This is a genomic window from Nostoc sp. C110, from assembly GCF_043099725.1.
Classification (GTDB): domain Bacteria; phylum Cyanobacteriota; class Cyanobacteriia; order Cyanobacteriales; family Nostocaceae; genus Nostoc; species Nostoc muscorum_A.
This window is the reverse complement of the sequence record NZ_CP171148.1, coordinates 3,065,405-3,088,931: the sequence shown is the minus strand read 5'-3', so window position 1 is coordinate 3,088,931 and position 23,527 is coordinate 3,065,405. Positions and strand designations below refer to the sequence as shown.

General features: G+C 41.5%; 20 protein-coding genes. 7 read left to right on the top strand and 13 right to left on the bottom strand.

Annotated elements, in window-relative coordinates; all coding sequences use genetic code 11:
* Nucleotides 1-48 precede the first annotated feature (48 nt).
* Complete coding sequence (locus ACFFRD_RS18880) at nt 49-1,812, bottom strand: WD40 repeat domain-containing protein (protein ID WP_392482708.1); 1,764 nt, start codon at nt 1,810-1,812, stop codon at nt 49-51.
* Between the two features lie 412 nt (nt 1,813-2,224).
* The gene (locus tag ACFFRD_RS18875) at nt 2,225-2,620 is read right to left on the bottom strand and encodes a hypothetical protein (RefSeq protein WP_392482707.1); all 396 of its coding nucleotides are present in this window, start codon (nt 2,618-2,620) and stop codon (nt 2,225-2,227) included.
* 40 nt (nt 2,621-2,660) lie between these two features.
* Between ACFFRD_RS18875 and ACFFRD_RS18870 the strand changes: the two genes are divergently transcribed.
* Entirely contained in the window at nt 2,661-2,804 is a 144-nt protein-coding gene (locus ACFFRD_RS18870) for a hypothetical protein (RefSeq protein WP_392482706.1), read from the top strand.
* Between the two features lie 137 nt (nt 2,805-2,941).
* On the opposite strand, the gene ACFFRD_RS18865 is transcribed toward ACFFRD_RS18870, so the two are convergent.
* Both ACFFRD_RS18865 and ACFFRD_RS18860 read right to left on the bottom strand, forming a co-directional pair.
* Complete coding sequence (locus tag ACFFRD_RS18865; protein WP_392482705.1) at nt 2,942-3,802, bottom strand: sulfurtransferase; 861 nt, start codon at nt 3,800-3,802, stop codon at nt 2,942-2,944.
* Nucleotides 3,803-4,032: 230 nt separating this feature from the next.
* The gene (locus ACFFRD_RS18860) at nt 4,033-4,485 is read right to left on the bottom strand and encodes a hypothetical protein (protein ID WP_392483108.1); all 453 of its coding nucleotides are present in this window, start codon (nt 4,483-4,485) and stop codon (nt 4,033-4,035) included.
* A gap of 669 nt (nt 4,486-5,154) precedes the next feature.
* Here ACFFRD_RS18860 and ACFFRD_RS18855 point away from each other — a divergent pair.
* The gene (locus tag ACFFRD_RS18855; protein WP_392483107.1) at nt 5,155-5,631 is read left to right on the top strand and encodes a DUF1499 domain-containing protein; all 477 of its coding nucleotides are present in this window, start codon (nt 5,155-5,157) and stop codon (nt 5,629-5,631) included.
* 159 nt (nt 5,632-5,790) lie between these two features.
* Here the strand turns inward: ACFFRD_RS18855 and ACFFRD_RS18850 are convergent, their stop codons facing one another.
* From ACFFRD_RS18850 to ACFFRD_RS18835, 4 genes are all read right to left on the bottom strand, one after another.
* A complete protein-coding gene (locus ACFFRD_RS18850) occupies nt 5,791-7,134 on the bottom strand; it encodes a response regulator (protein WP_392482704.1) in 1,344 nt (447 codons plus the stop codon).
* The gene (locus tag ACFFRD_RS18845) at nt 7,131-9,983 is read right to left on the bottom strand and encodes a CHASE2 domain-containing protein (RefSeq protein ID WP_392482703.1); all 2,853 of its coding nucleotides are present in this window, start codon (nt 9,981-9,983) and stop codon (nt 7,131-7,133) included. The genes ACFFRD_RS18850 and ACFFRD_RS18845 overlap by 4 nt, the downstream gene beginning before the upstream one ends.
* 192 nt (nt 9,984-10,175) lie before the next feature.
* Nucleotides 10,176-11,228 (bottom strand): DUF928 domain-containing protein, encoded by a 1,053-nt coding sequence (locus tag ACFFRD_RS18840; protein WP_114086005.1) that lies wholly within the window; start codon nt 11,226-11,228, stop codon nt 10,176-10,178.
* A gap of 265 nt (nt 11,229-11,493) precedes the next feature.
* Nucleotides 11,494-14,046: a CHAT domain-containing protein gene (locus tag ACFFRD_RS18835; protein WP_392482702.1), complete on the bottom strand. Its 2,553-nt coding sequence runs from the start codon at nt 14,044-14,046 to the stop codon at nt 11,494-11,496.
* 659 nt (nt 14,047-14,705) lie between these two features.
* Here ACFFRD_RS18835 and ACFFRD_RS18830 point away from each other — a divergent pair.
* The 5 genes from ACFFRD_RS18830 to ACFFRD_RS18810 all read left to right on the top strand — a co-directional run bounded on the left by ACFFRD_RS18830 (nt 14,706) and on the right by ACFFRD_RS18810 (nt 18,882).
* Nucleotides 14,706-14,984, top strand: coding sequence for a hypothetical protein (locus ACFFRD_RS18830; RefSeq protein WP_392482701.1), 279 nt, complete (start codon nt 14,706-14,708; stop codon nt 14,982-14,984).
* A 761-nt stretch (nt 14,985-15,745) separates the two neighbouring features.
* On the top strand, nt 15,746-17,359 hold the full coding sequence (locus tag ACFFRD_RS18825) for an NAD(P)H-quinone oxidoreductase subunit 4 (protein WP_392482700.1): 1,614 nt from the start codon (nt 15,746-15,748) through the stop codon (nt 17,357-17,359).
* A 131-nt stretch (nt 17,360-17,490) separates the two neighbouring features.
* Nucleotides 17,491-18,096 carry a Uma2 family endonuclease gene (locus ACFFRD_RS18820; RefSeq protein ID WP_392482699.1) on the top strand — a complete coding sequence of 202 codons (606 nt, stop codon included), beginning with the start codon at nt 17,491-17,493 and terminating at the stop codon, nt 18,094-18,096.
* Between the two features lie 46 nt (nt 18,097-18,142).
* On the top strand, nt 18,143-18,559 hold the full coding sequence (locus ACFFRD_RS18815) for a XisH family protein (protein ID WP_392482698.1): 417 nt from the start codon (nt 18,143-18,145) through the stop codon (nt 18,557-18,559).
* The gene (locus ACFFRD_RS18810) at nt 18,547-18,882 is read left to right on the top strand and encodes a XisI protein (RefSeq protein WP_190913376.1); all 336 of its coding nucleotides are present in this window, start codon (nt 18,547-18,549) and stop codon (nt 18,880-18,882) included. The genes ACFFRD_RS18815 and ACFFRD_RS18810 overlap by 13 nt, the downstream gene beginning before the upstream one ends.
* Nucleotides 18,883-19,048: 166 nt before the next feature.
* Here the strand turns inward: ACFFRD_RS18810 and ACFFRD_RS18805 are convergent, their stop codons facing one another.
* From ACFFRD_RS18805 to ACFFRD_RS18785, 5 genes are all read right to left on the bottom strand, one after another.
* On the bottom strand, nt 19,049-19,726 hold the full coding sequence (locus ACFFRD_RS18805; protein WP_392482697.1) for an endonuclease NucS domain-containing protein: 678 nt from the start codon (nt 19,724-19,726) through the stop codon (nt 19,049-19,051).
* Between the two features lie 134 nt (nt 19,727-19,860).
* On the bottom strand, nt 19,861-20,211 hold the full coding sequence (locus ACFFRD_RS18800) for a DUF1257 domain-containing protein (protein ID WP_012407317.1): 351 nt from the start codon (nt 20,209-20,211) through the stop codon (nt 19,861-19,863).
* Nucleotides 20,212-20,353: 142 nt separating this feature from the next.
* Nucleotides 20,354-21,865 (bottom strand): AAA family ATPase, encoded by a 1,512-nt coding sequence (locus tag ACFFRD_RS18795; RefSeq protein WP_012407316.1) that lies wholly within the window; start codon nt 21,863-21,865, stop codon nt 20,354-20,356.
* A gap of 96 nt (nt 21,866-21,961) precedes the next feature.
* Nucleotides 21,962-22,315, bottom strand: a complete 354-nt coding sequence (locus ACFFRD_RS18790; RefSeq protein WP_114084759.1) for a hypothetical protein — start codon at nt 22,313-22,315, stop codon at nt 21,962-21,964.
* Between the two features lie 246 nt (nt 22,316-22,561).
* Nucleotides 22,562-23,353, bottom strand: a complete 792-nt coding sequence (locus ACFFRD_RS18785; protein ID WP_392482696.1) for an FHA domain-containing protein — start codon at nt 23,351-23,353, stop codon at nt 22,562-22,564.
* Nucleotides 23,354-23,527 lie beyond the last annotated feature (174 nt).

The window sequence follows — 23,527 nt, the reverse complement described above, 5'->3', positions numbered from 1 at the left end:
ATGCTTATGACACCTTCGCGATCGCAATCAGCCCCTAATTATAAATTCTTAACTTCGTTGCCAAATTTTAATTGTCTTATCTAAACTCCCGCTAACCAACATCTCGCCAGAAGCTGTGAAGGCTAATGCTGTGACTATATTTCCATGACCTGTAAACGTACCCAGTAACTCCCCGGTTTGTAGATGCCATAATTTGATGGTTTTATCAGCACTACCACTGGCGATAATTTGTCCATCAGGACTTAAGGCGATCGCATATACTTTATCTCTATGTCCTTTAAGTGTATGAAGTAATTCTCCAGTTTCCAATTGCCAAATTTTAATTGTTTGATCCCAGCTACCACTCACGAGCAGTTTAGCATCTGCACTGATTGCTAAGGAACGAACGATGTGAGAATGACCCATGAGGGTATGCAGAGGTTGTGCATCCTTTAAACTTTTGATCCCCGTTTGGGGTGAAGTTCGCCAGACTTTGATTTTACGGTAGCTACCTGTAACTATAGTTTCCCCGTCTCGGCTCAAAACCAGAGAATGAGCAGCTGTATCATCTAAAGAAAGTGCGATCGTAACCTGACGATGCATCAAATCCCAAAACAGAATTTTTCTGTCATCTCCGCCTGTAGCTAACATTCTGCCATCTGGAGTAAAGGCAGCACACCGCACTACCCCATTATGTTTATGCAAAATATCTATCAAGTCTAAAGCACCCACGTGCCAAAGTTTAATTGTGGAATCAGCACCGCAACTCACTAAAGTCTGTCCATCTGAACTAAAAGCCAGGGAATTCACTTCATCCACTAGCCCAGGTATCACCCAAGGATACTCTGATAATGTATCTATTAATTCACCCTTGCTTAAATCCCAGAGTTTCGTTTCTCCACGACTACCACTTGCCAATATGGGTAAGGCTTTACCATTCTTGCACGCAAAACTGAAAGCTAGGCAATTAATACCTCTATTGTGCCCTTGTAAAGTTTGCCAGCATTCCCAATCACCAACTATACCCTTAAGACAATGCTCTGATGGTAGAGTCTGTATTGTATCTGCGATCGCTTTCTCATTAATTACTGGCGACGTGTCTTTTTTGCCAATAAGTGATTCTAAATACCAACTCAGACCACCGGCATACAACAAGTTACTCGGACTTATATACAGTTTTGGTTCAGTAAGTTCAATTTGATTTGCAGGTAAAAATCCTGTAATTATACTCTGTCTTTCGTATCCTAACTGACCTGTTGATGGATAAAACAAACAGAGAAAAATTAATACTTGGTGATTGTTTAAATCTTCTTGAGTAACCGACCATTTAATTTTGTCTTTCTTAATACCATTAAAACTTTCTCCATCAGCAACATAAACTTGAACACTTAGCTGAGGATTATCTTTTAGTACATAAGAAAATTTGCTTTCGCCACACAAATTTCCTTCATCATCTAAAATCATATTTTGCAAAGTATCTTGTGATACCTTTTTTACCAACTTCCCCAAACGTTCAGCTATCACCAGGTCAACGATTTTTTCCCGCAAAAGATAATCTTCCGCTTGGCGCTGGAAGTATTTGGGAAAAGGTATCGTCCAGTCGGGAGGCTCAGGATATTCGGGTGGCGTAGGCGGTGGATTTTTGGCAAGAACTTCTGCTTGTTGGCGAGAAAATTCTTGGAGTCTAGCCAATGGTTCGCCCCAAAAAGCCATCATTTCAGTGTGACAACCCTTGACTTGACTTTCCAATAAAGATAAGTCATAAGTTTTAGGTTTCTTCACACGTTGAAGGAAGTCAGCTTGTTGAAATTTAAGTAAGCTAATCCAATCCATCTGCATTCCTGCGGCAAACTATTGCATACCTACGGTAAGCTATACCAATGCAATTACTCAAGTTTATAACCTTAGTTAATTAAAAATTCAGTAATGTTAGCAGTCTAATAAAACACAGCCATTGGCAGATGTTTCCGGGAAAAATAAAGATGGATAGCACTTAGACATTTCATGAACTGATGCAGTTGAAGTATATAGAATTAAATGATGTCAGTCAATTCTAACGAAGATGGACAACAAGATACTGTTTCTAAGGAAACACTTCTAGGTGCAAAGGAAAGTTTAATGTGAAAAGCATTTTAAAGGTTGCGGCAACGCTAAGTCAACAAATATCCCCACTAAAATGACTTAGTAACGATTATTTTCGGGTATATCATCTGAAATTGGCATAAATGGTGAAGATTAGCTAATTTTAACCTTTGCGTTTTGGTTGTCTGGGTATAGTACTTACATCAGACGAGTCACCAAAAGGATCTCTTGCCTCAATCTGTTTAATTTTCATTTGCAAGTTCAAGTCATCACTGCTAACAATTGTTTCTAAATTCGCTAATCTCCGCTCTAACAGTTCTATTTGCTGCTGTTGCAAATAGTTAGCTTTCGATTTTTGCTCATCAGAACGCCAAACAGCAACTGTACCAACTGCTGCCCCACCAATAGCAACTAAAGGAAGAATAGCACCACTTCTAGTAACGGCTGAGAGTGGGACGCAAACTCCGAGAATGGCGACTGTAATTACCCAAATCCTTGTGGTGGCAGATAATCTGACATCTTGGTATTGTTCTACATTTGGTTGAGATTTTTTAGCCATAAGTCTATCCAAAGAAAAGTTATTTGCTAGATTGGCACAATTGCCCACCAAAATACTTCCTACAATTGGGTTAAGTATAATTGCTCTACTAGCGATCGCAGTTCATGCTTTTTTCCAACCAGGCAATACTTCTTGGGTTTTGGGGATAATGGTAGAGAAAAAACCTCCAACTCAAATCCAGTAACCTTTTCCCAAAACAGATTCCGAATTATAAAGCAATACAGTTCAGATCAGACCAAAACACTTGTAGAGACGACGATTTATCGCGTCTCGAAAACCCAACGTCAAGTATGTAACAGTAAGAAACCGAGGCTGCGATGCCTACACGCTGATGATCCTACTATCAATGGGTAGGGAAAAATCACGAGACCATTCATTCCAAGAGCCAAAATAATTTCTAGCAGAAATTCCTACTTGTTCAAGGGCTATTAATGTATTAGCAGCCCTTGAACCTTTAAAGCAGTAAATATACACAATGGACTCTGGAGTAATACCTACTGACTGACAAATCTCTCGGATTTCATCTGGCGATCGGAATATGGGGATTTCCGATTCGGAATTCATCAGATGATGCCATTCTAACCATACAGCATTAGGGATTCGACCTTTGCGAGGGCAAAAGTCAGGATTATAGGGAGAAGAACTCAGCCCAAGCCATTCGTTGCGATCGCGCACATCTAATTTAATAATTGCTGGATTATCAATTGCTTGCAACATCTCGGCGGTAGTCACCATCATCTCAGTGTTGGGATGCAATCTAAATATGCTACTTTCACATAATGGTACTTCATCGGTAGTAGGTAATCCCTCTGTCAGCCATGCTCTATATCCTCCGTGTAAGATAGATACCTCAGCGCAACCCAAATACTTCAGTAAAAAAGCTGCTCGACAAGATTGACCATAACCTTTATTTAAAGTATCCTCATAGACAATTAACCGTTCTGCACCCGATATTCCCAGCTTGCTCATAATTTCTGCAAAATACTCTTGTAATTCCTTTAATCCTGCTGGATAGGAACTCTCTAAAAGATAGGTGAAAAAATCTCTAATATTTATGGATTGAGGAATATGAGAAATAGCATAATCTTCGGGAGTTCGTGTATCGATAATGACAGCCCGTGATGACTTTTCTGCTAATATGGACGTGAGTTCTTGAGGAGAAATGAGGGCTTTTGTATTCACAATTTCATGCTTCTGTTATCCTACCATTAGGCATTATCGCGCTCGGTAGATTTGCATTTTGGAATGGAAATCACAGAAGAATGAATGTTGAATGTTACAAAATAACTTTTGTCGCTGGTTGTTTTAAAACTGATTAAATCAAGTTAAAAAAATATGGATATTGAATATTCATTCAAAAATTCTTCAAAATCAAATTTATAATAAAGCTGAGAATACGGGTTTAGTAAAATCTACAAACGTGAACTTTCTAATTGTATTTGTGATTTATTAGACCTGTTATGCATTTGCATCCATTTAAAAGCAGTGATATTTAATAATAAACCCACAAAAAATAACAACACCATCAAAGCTATCTGATACCAGAGAACTGGCTGGACAAATAAATCTAAAATCACGTGTAGTAAGTTCATGATGCTGTAAAAGACAGTTAAGCCAAAATGAATGATTCGATAACGCTTTGAATCGGTAAAAATAGTGAGAATAATTGCCAGCATTGGTAGCACAAAAAAGCCTAACATCAACCACATAATTCCAGAAATATCGTTGATATTTGTAGCTTTTTGAGATTCAATAACAGATAAGCCGTGAAAAAGCGGCATTAAACCCAGTTGTGTATGAAACAATGTTCCTAGTAGAAATACTGCCCAAAGAGTAATGATTCTTTCCCGATAATTAATTGCCATAACCATAATTGATTCTAAAATTATTGTGTAATTGTCTCACTTTCAACTTATATAAAGAATTTGAGTAACTTGTGAAGTTAAGCGAACTTAATAAATTCGCGTCCTTCTTGTGGTTCAAGGCTTACAATTCACAGTTAGCATTAGCGACACAGACCGAGCAAACAGCATTTCTATAATTGTGCGGCGGTATTTTTGCAGGCGATCCCTTCGCTATGCTACATATCTTTGCATCAAGGGTCAAAAGTCAAGCTTTTTGGATTTTTAACTTTGGGCGATTTTGGCGAAAAAATGAAACTTGCGTAAGTCCTCATACCATTTCTTTGTGAGACTGCGCCAAACCCTTTTAACTTCTTTCTTTCTTTCTTTCTTTCTTTGTGTCCTTTGCGTCCTTTGCGGTTCGTTTCTCTTTCTTCTGTCCTGTATTTAAATATGGTTTAGCGCATCTTCATACAGAATTGGTATCAGAATTAGTTTTTAGCTTCTGGAGTGCGCTGTGCTTTCATTTACATATAAAGAGTTTGAGGAACTTGTGAAGTCCATTGGTCATTTATTGTTTGTCATTGGTGAGTGTTTCAGGTATATTTATCTTTCTTAACAAGGAGTCAATAGATCATGTTCCGTCTACTAAAAACATACCCCTTTCCTACGGAACGCTCCGTGAACGGGGAAATGAAGTACGTGCAGCGACTTATCTGGAGTATTATCTTTGTAATATTCTTCAGCCTGACTAGCAGCTTCATGCTTCCTGCTGCTACTTGGGCCGCCACTTCTGGCTTGGGAGTTGACAATATCCATCTTGCTCCCTGTCCGCCTTCTCCGAACTGTGCTGTCAGTCAAGATGCTGATTCCAAACATAGCATTGACCCGATCGCCTACCATGTAGACCTCCAGACAGCACGAGCAACTTTACTCAAAGTTCTTAGTGTTGTTCCACGTACAGAGGTTATCCAACAGACAGATAATTACATTCATGCTCTTTCTAAGAGTCGGATATTCCAATTTGTGGATGATGTCGAGTTTTATTTCCCTGCTAATGAATCAGTAATTCATCTGCGTTCCGCATCACGTCTTGGAGACTCGGATTTTGGTGTAAACCGTAGGCGCTTGGAGCAAATTCGTCTAGCACTACGCGATTTAAAAATTTGATTTGTGTTTTCTAGTAAGGGCTTTAGTACTTGAAAGCCAAGAACTAAAGTTCTTATTATCAGCCATTAAGCATTTATGCATGTGTCATATTAAAAATTTTTAGTCTTTGCCTTTTTACCAATGTTCTTCAGTATTAAAGTCAAGATGGTACTTGGAACACTAGCCTAAAGCGATCGCAGAAATTTTCTTTCGGTCTACTGAAGTTGCTAGAGTAATAATGAACTTCGTTCCCTGACCAGAGGTTGACGAGCAGTTGATTTGTCCATTATGTTTATCGATAATAATTTGGTAGCTAATAGCTAATCCTAGCCCAGTTCCTTTTCCCACGGGCTTAGTTGTAAAAGATGGCTCAAAAACTCTCGCTTGCACTTCAGGAGGCATACCAAGAGCGTTATCTTCGATGCAAATTGTCACGGTTTGTTGCTCATGCTGGATTGATGTAGCGATCGTGATGGTATGAGGGCTAGCAGCAGCTATTTCCTCAACTGAGCGGTTTTGATAGAGGTCATCAAATGCATCAATGGCATTGGCGATAATATTCATAAATACCTGATTCAGTTGTCCGGGATAGCAAGTGATTGGAGGTAACTCACCATATTGTTTAACAACCTCGATTACAGAGCGTTCTCCTTGATCTTTGAGTCGATGTTTTAATAGCATTAAGGTACTATCAATTCCCTCGTGAATTTGAAACTCCACCATAGATGAGATATCAGATCGAGCAAAGGTTCTTAGAGAAAGGCTGATATCCTTGAGACGACCAATTCCCTGCTCCATTGATCCCAGAATTTTTGGTAAATCTTCAACTAGATATTCTAAGTCAATTTCTTCAACAAGTTCTTCAATTTCTGGGTCTGGATGTGGTAGCTTTTGCTGTTGGAGATTCACCAAACGCAGGAGATCCTTGACATATTCCTCAATATGGGAGCAATTTCCACTAATAAAACCAATCGGATTATTAATCTCATGACCTATCCCTGCAATAAGTTGTCCAAGGGTGGACATTTTCTCACTCTGGATTAGTTGTAGTTGGGTGTTTTGTAACTGTTGGAGAGATTGGGTTAATTCTGCGGTGCGTTCTTGCACTCTTTGTTCGAGGGTACGGGTAAGATAGGAAATTTTCAAATGTAATTTTAATCGAGCAATGACTTCTTCTTGCTGGAAGGGTTTGGTAATATAATCAACTGCACCAATTTCTAGTCCTTTCACTTTGTCTGTGGCATCGGCCAAGGCAGTCATAAAAATGATCGGAATATTCTGAGTGATGGAATTGGCTTTCAACCTGCGGCAAGTTTCAAATCCATCAATACCCGGCATCATGACATCTAGGAGAATGAGATCGGGAGCAGAGTATTCTGTTTGTTCGATGGCGGATTCTCCATCGGTTGCCATGAGTGTTTTCCAACCACATCCCTGAATCGCTTCTGATAGCACTTTAAGATTGTTGGGATTGTCATCTACCAAAAGGATATGCATTGGTTTTAAGAGAGATTCGATCATCATTGACGTGACTCAGTGGTTACAAAAGATTTAAGGAATTTACGGATTTTTCCGGTTTGGAAGTTGGCAGTAAATTTGCTCAACTCATGTACGAAAGGAGTTAGCTGACTATCTTGCTTAGTTAACTCTTTTATGATTTCCTCAATTGCTGGAATATCTCCCATCATTGCCAGATGATAAAGTTGTTGCAAAACATCTGGTGATGGCAGAACCAATTCAGCATCAGCTTTCTGCTCAGACTGGTAAAATGACTTTTGAGGTATGGATTGATCGTAAATCCACTCCACTTTTAGCAGCGATTTCAGTGCATTAAATAGTTCATCAATTTGCAGAGGTTTCGGCAAGAATGCTGTGGCCCCTGCCTGAAAACTTCGTTGCCGATTTTCCTCGAAGACACTGGCACTAGAGACAATAATTGGAATAAAACGAGTTTGTGGATTTTCTTGTAAATGAACCATTAGCTCAAAGCCATCCATGTTAGGCATAGCTAAATCAAGGAGAATCACATCTGGGTGATGTTCAGTTACCATCTGTAGTGCATATTTGCCATCACTTGCTTCCAAGGTTCGACAGCCAATTTCTTGGAGCAAACTGATCAACATAGAACAGTGGTTAGTATCATCATCGACAATGAGAATTTGAGGTGCAGTACCCCTAATCCCAGTGATTTTTTGATGGGTTAGAGCTGCTGCTACGCTCGTCGTAGATATCGCTTCTATTTGCCAGTCATGGGAAACTGGTACTGGTACGATTAAATCTAGCCAAAAGAGACTACCTTCACCCAGATGACTCTGTACTTGAATTTGGCTGCCCATCAATGCTGCAATTCTTTGACTGATTGCTAATCCCAAGCCAGTACCTTCAGATTTCCGCCCTGCTTCACCTACTTGCTCAAAAGCCAAAAAGATTTTCTCTAATTGGTCTGGTGACATCCCAATACCTGTATCTTCAATCTGGAAGCGAATCTTCTGATGTGTCATTTGTCCATTGTCATTTGTCATTGGTTTCAACTCTTGATCAATGACCAATGACGAATGACTCATGACATCTACTTTAAAGGTGACGCTACCGGTGTCTGTGAATTTGATAGCATTACCTAGTAAGTTGATCAAAACTTGCCTTAGTCGCTTTTCATCCACTTCAATGGCAACTGGTAGGCGATCGCTGATTAAAATATTAAATGAAATCCCTTTCTGCTTTGCTCGGATACTGCAAATCTCGGTGACACCATGTAAAAAAGTGTGCAGATGTACATTAGTCGTAACCAATTCTAATTTACGAGCTTCAATTTTTGAAAGGTCGAGAATATCATTGATTAGCATCAGCAGGTGTGTCCCACATTGATAGATAATGCTGACACCTTCCAGATTTTTCTCTGTCATGTTTGGCGATACTTCTAGCACCTGAGCAAAACCAAGGATGCCATTAAGCGGTGTGCGTAGTTCGTGGCTCATATTTGCCAAAAACTCGCTCTTTGCTTCGTTAGCAGCATCAGCAGCTTGCTTGGCCTCAAGCAGTTCATGAGTTCGCTCTTCAACTTTGAACTCCAGAGTTTTGGAATAATCTAATAGTTGAGCATTGGCAATTTCTAGTTGCTGATTTGCTTCTTCTAACCGCCTCTGTTTATAGGCATTTGTTGTTGCAATTACACTGCTGATGAATGCGGCTAAAGCAGGTGTGACTGGAATCAGAATGCCATGTAAAAACATCCCATAGCCACCCCCCACAAACAGTCCACAGATGCCTATAGTTGCCCAGAGAATTTTGCCACCAGGAATCCGCATCCTGTGACTGGATAAGAACCAACTACCACTAGAGCCGATCGCAGACCAAAAAATAATCCAGAGCGACACAGCCCCACCAGAAAAGCCGTACAGGTTTGTCTTCCCTGTTTTTGCCCCTTGCACCAGTTGATGGGCAATATTGGCATGGACAACAACCCCAGGCATGGTTTTTTGGGCAGAGACCCAGGAGGAACTGAAGGGTGTGTTGAAGAAGTCATTGGTACTAGCGGCGGCTGATCCAATAAACACCATACGATCGCGCATTAGGTTGGCTGGAATTCTCCCTGCTAAGACATCGCGCATGGCAACTGTCCGAAATGCCGCTTCTGAACCATGCCAATTGAGCAGAATTTGATAGCCGCCTAAATCAGCATCAGAGTAGCCTGCTTCTTGATTGTCTAGTGGTAGGTAAATTGCTTTACCCAACTGAAACTTTTGCTGCTTGGGGTCAATGCTTTCTAAGGTAATTTTGTCAGCTTCTAGGTACTTGAGTGCTACAAGAGTTGCTAGCCCAGCTTTAAGCGTGTTTTGCTCTTTGGCATCAACTGCCGTCAGGAGGGCGCGACGGACAAAGCGATCGCCATCCAACACTAAATCTGCTAACCCTACTTGATTAAGTTTTTTCAACTCTGGTGCTGGATTGACGCGCTCCCCGGTGATTTTCTCAACACCGATTAAATTAGGAGTGCTACGAAAGATTTTTACAAGTTCTTCATGTCCGCTTCCCTCTGGTAAATCTCGATAGAGATCCAGTCCGATGGCTCTGGGTTGCTGCGCCCGAATTTTTTCTAGTAATTTTGCTAATGCCCAATCTGGAATTGGCCATTTACGCACCGATTGAATATCGCGTTCATCGATTGTGACAACCACAATCTCATCCGCTATCGTCTCGTGCGTTGGCGTAGCCGGCCGTTGGCATCGCTGACGAACCCATTCATCACGAATTTTCCATTCAGGCAAATTGAAAAATCCCAACGATTGCCCGACAATGACAGTCAGGGCAACAGTGGGAGTAATAATCAGAACACTACGAGTATGTTGGATAAAGTTTTGGAATCTACGCCACATGGGGACTGGGGATTAGGGAGTAGTGAGTAGGGGGAGGGGGCAGGGAGCAGGGAGCAGGGGAGCAGGGGGAGAATTCGTAACTCCTAACTCTTCACTCCTCACGGGCTAAACCTTAGCTATCCGCTAACAGCACGGGCTAAACGCCCCGCTATCGCTAACGGAACTGTTTTGCCCGATGCCCCATGCCTAAAATTACTTCGTAGATACTAATAAAGGAGCTGTGACAATCTCCTTCAAGCTAACTGAGGAGAGTAGTTCTTCCCATTGCTTGTTAAGAGTTACATTGCTCGGTTGAGTGCTATGTAGGGCTGCAAGTGTTTCTACGCAGTCATACCAAACGCCATGTTTACCAAAAGCCGCCGCTCGCTTCAGAGCATCTTTTTGCTCCATTGCTGTTGTCAGTTCAGCATTAGGCTTGATGCGCTGAATCCAACCATCGACATAAGGCGTATTTGGGCCGAGCTGTCCATCAAGTTTGACAGCTAGAAACCAATGGTAGTTTTTTCCAACTGCTAAAGCGGGTGCTTCTGCTGGTAATTTGACAGCAACTACCCCAGCTTTGAGAGCAACAGGAATGGTCATTTGATACTGTGTATTGCCAGCTTCATCCTTGAGGCTGAACACAGCTTCTTCTGCATTAGAAGCAGGAATATATACCAGAATTGTGGGACGTTCAGACACTGTTGTGCCATAGAAGCTTTGGGGTAGGAGTGCAATTAGGGCTGCTGGACCTGCTGCACCTACAGTTGAAGGATTTAAGTAGTAAGTACCGACCCGAGAAGCTCCTCCACTTGCCTGTTGAGGAGCGTTTTTCTCTGCGCTAGGTGTAAAGAGTTCGCCTCTAGAAGCTCCTCCGGTTGCTTGCCTGGGAGTGCCTTTACCAGCGTTAGGTGTAAAGAGGTCGCCTCTGGAAGCTCCTCCAGTTGCTTGTCTGGGAGCGCTTTTGCCGACACTGGGTGTAAACAGATTACCTCTAGAAGCTCCTCCAGTTGCTTGTCTAGGAGCGCTTTTGCCGGCACTGGGTGTAAAAAGACTACCACGGGAAGCTCCTCCAGTTGCTTGGCTGGGAGCGCTTTTGCTAGAAGCAGGGATAAAGAAATTACCACGGGAAGCTCCTCCGGTTGCTTGGTTGGGAGCGCCATTGTTGATTGGTGGGGTAAATGTAACAGCATTGGCACTATTCAATGTAGTACTGGTGAATAGAGCGATTACGCTTAATGTACTAGCTAAATATCGACGTTTCATGATGTAGCACCTCATTTGAGAAAATTAATACTAAATACATTGATTCTGATTGTGGGAAAAAGCTGGATAAATCTTTTTGGCTGAGAGTCAAAGGCTTCAATACCTACTAAAAATATAAACGAAACCTGACTTTTATACCGTAAAAGTTTGTACAAATTACTAAGTAATTTTACTAAGTAACTTTACTTAGTAAAAAAGAGATACAGAAATTAGAGCGAAGCTTGCGGTTTAAATCCCTCACTAAATCTTTTTCCTGCTACCTTCTTTACAGCCAGTTACCAACCAAAACAAAGGCAGACCAAAAGAAAGGATCGCGGAAATCAGTTTGACGGATTAAATTGATTTGGGCTTGTCGCAGTGCTTCGGCTTTGGTAATTTTGGGCTGTCGCAATTGCTCATAGAAGCGCGTCATCAGCATCTCGGCTGCTTTATCTTTGACGGGCCAGAGAGTGGCAATGGTTGAGCGGGCACCAGATTTTACAGCCAATCCTGCTAGTCCAAGAACGGCGCGATCGTCACCTGCTGCTGTATCGCAGGCACTCAGTACTAACAACTCAATTGCTTTTGATGATTCACCACCCCGATTTTTGAGAAGTTCTGACAATTCCTTAACGTTGACTTCTCCATCCCAAGTCAGTAGGAAGGTATCTTCAAGGCGGGAGCTAAACTGTCCGTGGGTTGCCAGATGGACAATATCGGCGCTACTAGATTTGACGCGACTGGCAAGGGCTTGACTAGTGAATTGCTGGTTGAGCAACATCGAAGACCGGACTGCCTTCGAGATTTGCTTAACTTCTAATTCTACAGCAGGCAAAGCACTGAAGCCATTACGAGGTTGGCTGATACCACCGACGATCGCATTAATGTGATTTGCTTGGAGCGATCGCGCACTCATCAATTGCATTCCCGGTGAGAGGGCAACAGCATACTTTTCGATCAGATATTGCTTCCCGTCATACAAAGCCGATATGGGAATATTACGTAATCGACCATCCAAAACAAATACTAGTGTTTGGGTATCTTTAAAAGCTTGATCCATTTCGGCAGGACGAATTAACCAACTATAAATTTCTTGGGACAAGCGATCGCGCTCTTTGGAGTTGGAGACAGGATTTAGGGCAACTAATAATTTTTCTAGAGTTTGTTCGATGTCGGCTTGAGATTTTTGTGTGACATAGTAACGCAACGGTTGTCCGGTTTTGGAAAGGATTACCGCTAGGCGATCTGGCAAGATAATCGGATAAACAACGGTTGCATTGGGATCAATTTGGTCAATCTGCTGAGATATATCTAAGCAAGCTTCCCGGAAAAAGTTATCGAGTTCTGCAACTTGGAGTGCCTCAATCAAGTCACGAGCTTCCATTAGTTCTGCTTGACTGGGTTGCTGATCTAGGAGTAAACCTACAAGTTCTCGGTAAACAGGCTCCACACTTTCACGAAAGGAGAACTGAACATCGGGGTTGACTGAAACTAAATCTCCCCTAATTGACTTTAAAGCTTTGACCGCTTCAGTATAAGCAGTAATTGCTTCTGAGCGATCGCCCTGTTCTTTATACAACTGTCCCACCTGCCAAGCAGATTGAGCAATGATATCCTCAGCTTGGAGTTGACGTGCAATGTTGAGGGATTTCTGAGTTAACTCTTGCGCTTGTGATAACTGCTGTGTACGACGATAGAGTTTTCCCCACTGATGCAGTGCATAAGCTTCTGCTTGAGCATCCTGGATCTGCTGTGCAGACTTGACTGTGACTGCCATGAGTTGCGCCAGGTCTTTCATCGGTATGATTTGGCTAGAATTTGGCTGCCGATTCAGTGAGGCAACAAAATTAATAGCTGCGTAAAGAGAGGTATGACTGGGGGGCAGCTCTGTGAGTTGTTTGAGTAATTGAGGCGCGAGTGGGGTAGCCAATTCAGGCTTGTCATAGTCGAGGAAAAGTTTGAAATGCCCTAAACGTGCCTGTAAGCGATCGCCTGGATTTGTCGCTACCTGTTCTGCTTGTTCAAAGTAATCCAATGCCGCCTTTGGATCTTTTAAGTCTGCGGCGGTTTTTCCTAAGCTTAGTAGGATGGAACTCAACTGAGGTGTAGTTTCAATTTTACGAGCGATCGCTAAACTTTGCTCTAACACCTGTTGGCTCTTGCCAGAGTCGCCAATCATCAACAGAGCTAAACCAAGCGATCTTAGCCCACTAACTTTAATTTCCGAATCTGGCATTGCTCCTAGCTTTTGATTTAGCTCCTCCAACTGCTGTTTAGAACGGCGATAAAATCCCAAACTTTGTAAAGCTTGTGCCTGGTTAATTTGACTACCCAAGCTGCCCATTTTATCGCCTGCTAGATCATAATATTTTTGAGCTTGTTGCCAACTTTCGAGAGCAGTTTCGGCTTTGCCATTGTGCAATTGCAAATTTGCTTTGGTATTGAGTGCCTGTGCCCAGAGAATCGCATCAGCAGAGGGAATAGAGGTTTGTAAGAGTTTTAAGCTTTGCTCAATAGACTCTTCGGCTGCTTTCCATTGGTTAAGTTCCTGTTGTGCCAGTGAAAGGTAACTTAAGCTTAGAGCTTCGTTAAGGCGATCGCCTTGAGTATGGTAGCCTTGTGCTGCCGTTTGCCAAATCATTATGGCTTCTGCAAAGTGTCCTGAACGGTAGAGGTTTCGTCCCTGTTCTATCTGGTTAGTAGATGCTGGGGTATTCAGAGTAGATTTTGCTGATACTTGCACAGATGCTTTAACAGGAGTAATAGTAACTGCCAAACACAAGCTCAAAATACTCAGACCAATATATAGCCAACGACGTTCTTTGATTGGGAAAGCCATAAATAATTACTAATACCTTAAAGGATAGTCACACCACTTACTTAAATATTGCCCAACTGATCGTGCAATCTATCACTTCTAGCTTTCACGGAATGTTATTTGTTGAGCGATAGCATAAAACTTAAATACTGTACTGTATCATTCTGGACGGAAATCGCCGCGATCTTAAGCCCTAAAAAAGCCGTGCTGTAATAGCTAGCATAAATTCAGCGATCATGTCAATTAACTAGACAAGTAGGGGCGATTAATGCATTGCTCCTACTTTGCAATTTCTGTGTTTTTATCTGAGATCGAAATCTTCGACTAATCTTATTTTGCGATCGCTAGCAATAAGCTAGTAACCACGCTAATTCAACGACTCAGTAATCTGTTTAATCGTCACCCTTGCCTGCGGCATCTCCTACTTCCAAATAATCATGATGTGAGCATTCCTAATCTTCACTGTTCCAAATTACATTCATTCTTGCGACAGATATATTGTTATGTGATTATGTCTATTAGCATAGTCAGAATCTCAGCAGTTAGATGCTTGGAAAAATATTTCCCCACATGATTTAATAACATTAAGGAATTTACAACTCAATGTAATCCTATTCTCAATAGACCTTCCGATAGTTTCTGTAAGTTAATCATTTGTAACTAGGTAGCAGTTTTAAATAATGGAAAATACATTAATTGATAAAACCTTTCGTGATAGCGATGGCAAAATTGTTTTAGCTCAGATGCCAAACCTACCACTGATTGTTTGGATAGTAACCAGTTTACTCGCTCTAATTTTTACAAGTGGTAAAATCAATACAGTTTTAGACGTAGTAGCAAATGGCTCTTTGTTTACTTGGGCGTGGCTGGAATTATTTCAAGGAGTCAATTATTTTCGTAGAGCGTTAGGTCTTGCTGTATTAATTGGGATTATTGCATTAAAAACTCAGTATTCATAACGGACTCAGCAATTTAAGATTTAGGACTTACGCAAAAATTGCCAAAAAGCTGAATTTCTCGCAGAGAAGAGAATAATTTGTAGAGTGTGCGTAAGTCCTAATCATTAAGCAAAATTATGGTTATTTAGTACGCTATCTCAGCTAAACTGTAACTTTTCCAAACATACAATAAAGCCGACGCTGGAAGAACCATAAAAAAACTAGCCAGTTGGGAATCCCTAAAACTCATGGACAAATCAACTCTATCGGGTATCTTTACAAAATTGTCGAAATGGTGAACGCATTCTAAAGGTTTATCTAGAATGACAATTGCTCGAAATTGTTGCAATTATATTTAAAAGCCAGATTTTCCCCTCGAAAACCAATCTGCAACTGCTTAGGGCTACTCTTTTTCCACGTAACATAGTTTATACAATTCTACTTATCAACATATTGACGCAGCTATAATCCCAGGTTTTGCAACTTGGCACTGTAGCTGCGTCGATATTTTATGTCAATCGACAATTAAACTTAACTAGAAAATGTAACCGTATTGTAACGGTGGCTTTAGTTGACGTTGCAAAACTTTACATCTAGAATGGAATCGGCAAAATCAGATAAGTATTTATTCTTATTTATCCTGATAATTTGAAATTCGATGAGTATATATTCCTGTCTATGCCAAAAATTTAATATTCTAGAGTTAAAGAATATTTACAAAAGTATAGATTCCTTAATATAATCAAATCAAAAGCAAGAAGCCAAATTGATTGTCAGAAGTGATGAATGCTATTGAATTTCCCTGGCTAACAGCCATAATCCTCTTACCCTTGGTGGCTACCTTAGCCATCCCCCTAATCCCAGACAAAGAAGGTAGAACTGTGCGTTGGTATGGTCTGGGAGTTGCGATCGCTGACTTTGCACTGATGATTTATGCTTTTTGGTATAAATATAACTTTCAGAGTTCAACACTCCAACTTGTAGAAAACTATCCTTGGATACCGCAGTTAGGTTTGCATTGGGCTGTAGGGGTTGATGGTTTATCGATGCCCTTACTGCTTCTAACAGGCTTAATAAATACCCTCGCAATATTCGCGGCTTGGAAAGTTACCACCAAGCCGCGATTATTTTATGGTTTGATGCTAGCGATGTACAGTGCCCAGCTTGGCGTATTCGTCGCCCAAGATTTGCTGCTGTTCTTCCTAATGTGGGAAATCGAGTTAGTGCCGGTTTACCTGCTGATTTCCATTTGGGGAGGACAAAACCGTCGTTATGCCGCAACCAAATTCATTCTTTACACCGCCGCCGCATCAATATTTATCTTGATTGCTGGTTTTGCAATGGCATTCTCTGGAGATAATGTCACCTTCGACATGGCGACTCTGGGAATGAAAGAATACCCCAAAACCTTAGAATTGTTGGTTTATGCAGGTTTCTTAATTGCCTTCGGTGTAAAATTACCAATTTTCCCTTTACACACTTGGCTACCTGATGCCCACGGTGAAGCATCTGCACCCGGTTCGATGATTTTGGCTGGTGTGTTGTTAAAAATGGGTGGTTATGCCCTCATCCGCTTCAATGTGGAAATGTTACCCAATGCCCATGTAACTTTTGCCCCAGTGTTAGCGATTTTGGGTGTGGTTAACATTGTCTACGGTGCTTGCTGTGCCTTTGCCCAAACTAATCTCAAACGCCGCTTGGCTTACTCTTCAATTGCCCACATGGGGTTTGTGCTAATTGGGATTGCCTCCTACACAGAACTGGGTATAAGTGGTGCAGTATTACAGATGGTTTCCCACGGCTTGATTGCTGCTAGCTTGTTCTTCCTCTCTGGCGTGACTTACGATCGCACCCACACCTTGATGATGGATAAAATGGGTGGTATGGCCAAGGTTATGCCCAAAACCTTTGCTTTGTTTACCATTGGTTCAATGGCTTCTCTCGCCTTACCCGGAATGAGTGGCTTTGTGGGTGAGTTGATGGTGTTTCTGGGTATCGCCACAAGTGATGTTTACAGTTCCAGCTTCAAAATTGTAGTCGTGCTACTGTCAGCCGTTGGCGTGATTTTGACACCAATTTATTTACTATCGATGCTGCGTCAAGTGTTCTACGGTGAGCAAAGTGAAGAGTTACACTTGGATGCTGTAATATCTGATATCAAACCCCGCGAAATATTTATTACCGCTTGTTTACTGCTGCCAATCATCGGAATTGGTTTTTATCCGAAATTAGCAACGCAGACTTATGATGTGAAGGCAATAGAATTAGCTGCTCATGCTCGTCAAGTTCTACCAGTCGTTGCTCATCAACAACCATCAAATCTGTACTCCCGGATTTTCTCTGCGCCAACATTGGCTAACTCTCAAGTTGAAAGTTCGATTAACATTTCTGAGTAAATTAACTTCCCATTAAGGGATCTGCAAGTAAATTCTAAATTATTAGGGCAATAAAGGGGTGGTTACATAACTACCCCTTAAATTTTGCCAAGATATATCCTAAAGACAGGTGAAGCCCCAAAATATGAATTATGACCATTAACTTACCTATAGCCACAGAAATTATACCAATGGTCTTGCAATTGCAACCTGCGATCGCACTAACCGAAGATCAGTTTTATGAGTTTTGTCAGCTAAACCGTGATTTTCGCATCGAACGCAATGCTGCTGGAGAATTAGTGATTATGCCCCCTACTGGTTCCGAAACTGATGAACGCAACTTTAACTTAGTTGGGCAGTTGTGGGTGTGGACAAAGCAAGACGGTACAGGTGTAGGGTTTGGTTCCAGTGGTGGGTTTACTTTGCCCAATGGTGCGGTGCGTTCTCCAGATGCGGCGTGGATAAAACGCGATCGCTGGGAGGCGATACCAGCAGAATTGCGAAAAAAATTTGCACCGATTTGTCCTGAGTTTGTGATTGAATTGCGTTCTGAAACTGATAACTTGCGAATTTTGCAAGACAAGATGCAAGAATATATTGATAATGGCACACAACTTGGTTGGTTAATTGATAGAAAACAACACCGAGTTTTTATTTATTGTCTTAATATTGCGGTTGAGGTATTAGATAACCCTAAAACCCTTGACGGTGAAACTTTACTACCTGGGTTTGTTTTGGATTTAAGTCAGGTTTGGTAGGGAGTAAGCTAGTTTTATAGTACCGAAATCAAAATTTTAGGAATCTATGGCGGCGAAAGACATATTCCATGATGCAGTAAAACGTGCTTTAGAAAAAGAGGGTTGGCTCATCACTAATGACCCGCTTTTCCTGCGTTTTGGTGGTTTGGATATGTATATCGACCTTGGTGCAGAGAAAGTTTTAGCAGCTGAACGAAATCAAGAAAAAATTGCGGTTGAAGTTAAAAGCTTTGTTGCTCCATCTACTACAACTGAATTTAGTACTGCTTTAGGACAGTATCTTAAATATAAATTAGCACTTGAAGAAGAACAACCTGAGAGACTTCTATATTTAGCAGTTCCCTTAGACACCTATCGTTCTTTTTTTACCTTAGAACTACCAGGCTTATTAATCCAACGTTACCAAGTTCAACTGATTGTTTTCGACCCAGAAGAGGAGGCGATTGTAAAATGGCAAAAGTAGAACAGTACCGTCAACTTATTCAAGAACTGCTGCTAGCTTACAGTGAAATCAAAGCCAGCAACGAAGAAGTCGAAGCAGAAGTTATTTTTGATAGAGAACGCGATCGCTACCAAGTTGTTCATGCGGGGTGGTCAAATAAGCGCCGTGTATATGGCTGTGTTTTGCATTTAGATATTAAAAACGAAAAAATTTGGATTCAACACGATGGTACTGAAGGAGGTATCGCCAATGAACTTATTAGTCGAGGTATACCCAAAAAAGACATCGTTTTGGCTTTTCATTCCCCCTTTAAACGACAATTTACCGAGTTCGCTGTTGGTTAAGATGGCTGAAGGTTGAAAAGAACCCAATCACTCAGATAAATCGCGGTGCGTAGGCGTAGCCCGTCGTAGACATCGCCTTCATTTTGACCAAAAGCCACGGTTGTGCTACCAATTACAATTGCCTCGGCTTGAACAATAGTGCAGTTCGGTCAGCACCAAGACTTATTCAGCTTACGAAGTGAAAACATGAACCTCCAATGTAACAAAGCTCTTCAATATAGCCACGATTGTGTATAAAGAAATCTCTTAAGCTTATTAATCCTACTTCATCTGTTATGGGTAATAAACTTATAGTGTCATCTTCTTCTAGCTCAAGACGTTTAATAAAAGGCTGAGTGTTTTGCTCTATAGTTATTTCAAACAGGGAGTACTCTATGCCATGTTTGTGCATCATCTGAAGTTCATATAATTCTTCTTCTTTAAAGTAAAGTTCCAACTGTACAGATTTTTTACCTATAGGTATCCCTTCTTCATTAACGATGAGTTGATAGCCATCTATTTGATAATCAACAACCCTTGAAAATTCCGAAAATGGCACAAGTAATTCATGCCAATCAGTAGAAAGTAGAATACATCTACACTTGTGAGTAGCCAGACCATAATTCGTTTTAAATAAAGCCATGTATTTTTGAAGTTCATGTAGAGCCTGCCTAGCAGTTTTGTCATTTTTTTTAATTTCAATAATGACAAAAAATCCAAATTTATCTTTTGCCAAAATGTCTATACGACCACCTGCACCAAGACTATTTTCAAGGCTAAACTCCTTCTTAATAAATTTCAAATTAGGTTCTACAATATCTAAATTCTGTGTTAAAAAGTCTCGAATATCTGCTTCATTTATCATAATTATCTACCCTACATTTTGTGATTACCAAAAAAATCGGGACTGAGAAATACATCTCAGTCCCGATAAAAAAGCGGGCTAACCGCTATTTATATGGTTAACCCGTGCAGCTTTGGGAACGCGCAGAGAAATTGTTATTGCAATACCAACTTCACATTGGCGTTTTGCAAACCGCGCTGTTTTACTTCAGCCAAAGTTTTGTTAACGGCATACTTTTGGTTGATTGAGTTGATCAACTCGGTTTGGTTGTGCTTCTTAGCAACGCCCCACAGATCAGCGATTAGGTCAAAAGAACCATCGCTGTTGCGAGACCAGCCGAGGTCATATTCGCCATCTAACATAGCAACGATGTCAGAACGGACGCGCTGACCGTTATAACCACGGACATCAGCTTCAGTCTTTACGCTGATACCGAGGTCGCGCAAAGAAGCTTTGAGGATTTCGGCATCGGTGATCTTGGTACGCAGGGTGCTAAAGTGAGACATTTGGGTTTCCTCCAATGAGAAGATTGAGAAAAACGACAACGGTTTGTTTCGGGCGAAGCCGCTCTTAGCAGGATGCGGCTTTTTCTTATAACTGCTAGCATTCAGAGCTAGCCTTTCCCCCTGGGATGGCAGAGGAAAGCTTTTAAAACTCCATTCGCTGATATTCAGCTACGGAGGATGCTGCGGGGCGTGCGCGCTGTCTGGCCCAATCTCTCAGAGCCGTTACTTGTTCTTGCATCGTTCGAGACAGCGGCAATGTTGCCTTCAGTGCAGCAATAATATCTAGTTGGGTGAACTCCCGATCTTGGGCAAAAGCTTCATACATTGCCGCAACGATCGCTTGCTCAACTTCTGCCCCAGAAAAGCCATCAGACATCTTAGCTAGTTGCTCAAGATCGAATCTAGAGATGTCTTCACGGCGCTTGGTCAGATGAATATTAAAAATATGTTGCCGTTCTTCCGGTGTTGGCAGATCGACAAAGAAAATCTCATCAAAGCGTCCTTTCCTCAAGAACTCCCCAGGTAAGCGTTCTACTCTGTTGGCAGTTGCCATCACGAACACTGGTGATTTCTTATCTTGCATCCATGTCAAGAAAGAGCCGAAGATTCTGCTTGATGTTCCCCCATCGGAATCAGAAGAACCTCCACTACCAGCAAAGGATTTATCCAATTCATCGATAAACAAAATCGCTGGGGAAATAGATTCTGCTGTTTTCAGGGCGTTCCGCAAGTTTGCTTCACTTCGTCCCACCATTGAGCCGTCGTAGACTCGCCCCATATCCAACCGCAACAGTGGTAAACCCCACAGCCGGGAGGTAGTTTTAGCAATCAATGACTTACCGCAACCGGGAACTCCGAGAATTAACATCCCTTTTGGTTGAGGCAAACCATACTCTCTTGCTCTTTCTGTAAAAGCATTAGAGCGTTGCTTGAGCCATCTTTTTAACTCTTCTAAGCCACCTACAGCATCAATGGTTTCATCTTCTTCAATGTATTCTAAGATTCCATTGCGCCGAATTAGTTGCTTTTTCTCAGATAAAACGATATCTACTTCATCTTCCGTCAAACGCCCTGTAGTTACCTGCGCCTTTCGGTAGACTTTCTCAGCTTCATCTTTAGTTAAACCTAAAGCTGCTCTGAGAAGCTTTTCTCTAGCCTCTGTTGTCAACCGCCGACCACGATTTTGGTCTACGTGCTGAGTCAGTACTTTATTTAACTCTGCCATATCTGGCAGTGTAAAATCGATAACAACAACTTCTTTTTCCAACTCTATTGGCACTTGTTGCATTGGAGACATCAAAATGATGTTCTTTTGCGTACCTTTAAAGCTAGCGATCGCATCACGTAACGATCTATTTGTTGCAGGCGCATCAATAAAGGGGTGTAAATCTTTAAGAATAAATATACTCGGTTCTTTCTGCCGGATTATCCACTCAATCGCCGCCTCTGGAGAAACGGTATTATGTTGGGTGACGTTCCGGGGTTGACCATATTCCACAATCCCGTGTGTCACTGTCCAAACAAATACTCGGCGCTGGGGCTTCAACAACTGGGCGATTGTGGAAACTGCTTGCTCGGCCCGCTCTTCCTCGGAGGTCACAAGGTAGATTAAAGGGTATTGAGCTTGAATTAGGATATTGAGCTCTTCTTTCATACTTCGACCTACTTGAGACCTTATAGAGACAGTAGAGACATTGCTTCTGGTAAAGACAACCGAATCATGAATGAATAATCCATAATTCCTATCTATCTAGCAAGGAACTAACTCTTCCTCACCCTTGGGGTTGGTTTCATCTCCATCCATCTCATCAATGGAAAGATGTTCTTGACCGACTACTCCTGGTTGATTGCCCAAAGTAACCAGTTCCCCATCACGTAAGACTAGTGAGCTATCACAAGTTGGGCATGAATAAACTCTATGAGTCCGCCCAAAAGAAGAATCTTCTAATTCGTCAACCAATTCTTGATTAGATAGGTAAAAACCAAGGGCGCGTTCGGCAAGTTCTGACATTGGTTCGGAATCGACTGCTGAACGAATCTTCAGTTTTCTGTGCAACTCTGGCGATAAATACAAAGTGACCTTTTGCTTAGTTTGCGTTTGCATATAACTCTTTAACGGTCTTACCCGGGTATGTATATCAACTTATCGGTTCTTCTATTGGTTGTCAAGACAGCAAAACGTTTTAACGCTACTTTTGTTACATTTATTTACATAAGAAGCTGAAATGCTGTTTATTGAGTGATAAATCCCTCACGACAAACCTCTTCGAAGTTAATCAGGGCTTAGGATTCAAATCCTGAAACCTCAATGGCAATTAGCGATCGCTAATTAATGATTCCCTAACTTGGCTTACTTTTTAACTATTTGAAGTGTAAGCGGATTAAAGTTGAACACCTTTCCGGTTGTAAACAACTGATATCCACAGGAGATGCCAGCGAATGACACTAGCAGAGAAAAAAGTGACACTGAACCGATTACAACACCACTGGCGATGAATAGAGCAATTCCGATGCCAATCAACACCCATCCTAGTTTGCGATTATCGCGTCCACCCCAATTTAGAGCTACTACACCCCCCATACACAGCAAGATTCCAGGTGTGCTGCGTAAGTAGACGCTCACATAAATACTTGTACTTAAAAATGTAATGCCTGCTAGGATTAGTCCTAAACCAATAAGCTTGCTAGCAAGAATTACTTGATCTTCTTCTTCTTTACTAGTGGTAGGTGCTGTAATTTTTGTTGGCGCGGAGCTTGATGGAGGGTTTTTTGTAGCAGATGCAGAGTGTTGTTGCACCCTAAACATAAAAGTTATTTTGTCTCCTTGTCCAAAGGAAACTCTGTCTCCTGGATGCAGTGGACAAAAAACTTGAGGTTGAAGTTTCGCACCGTTAATGTATGTACCATTAGAACTGCCCAAATCGGTAATATGGTATTCGTCCCCATTCACCCAAATTTGTGCGTGGATGCGAGATGCCACATCCGAATCTGGTAAGCCAGAAATATCAATATCTGGTGGTTTTTGGTCGTTTGGCTTACCGATGGAAATTACAGAAAGATTTGGTGGAAATTGCAAAGATGTGTTGGTTTGGAAGTGAAAAAGCTCCAAAGTTAGCTCGGCTGTCTGAGATGCACTGTACATAAAATGTGTGATAAAGCACTCTTTATAAGCTTCTCTACCGAGGAGCCAAAAGAGAATGGTAAATATCCTGAAAGAATATTTAATTTTTAATGAGCGCTCTTTCAGTGCAAGGTATTGATCTGAGTTTCTGGTATTTCTATAAAATCAGTGACTTTGGCAAAATGTGTAATGTAA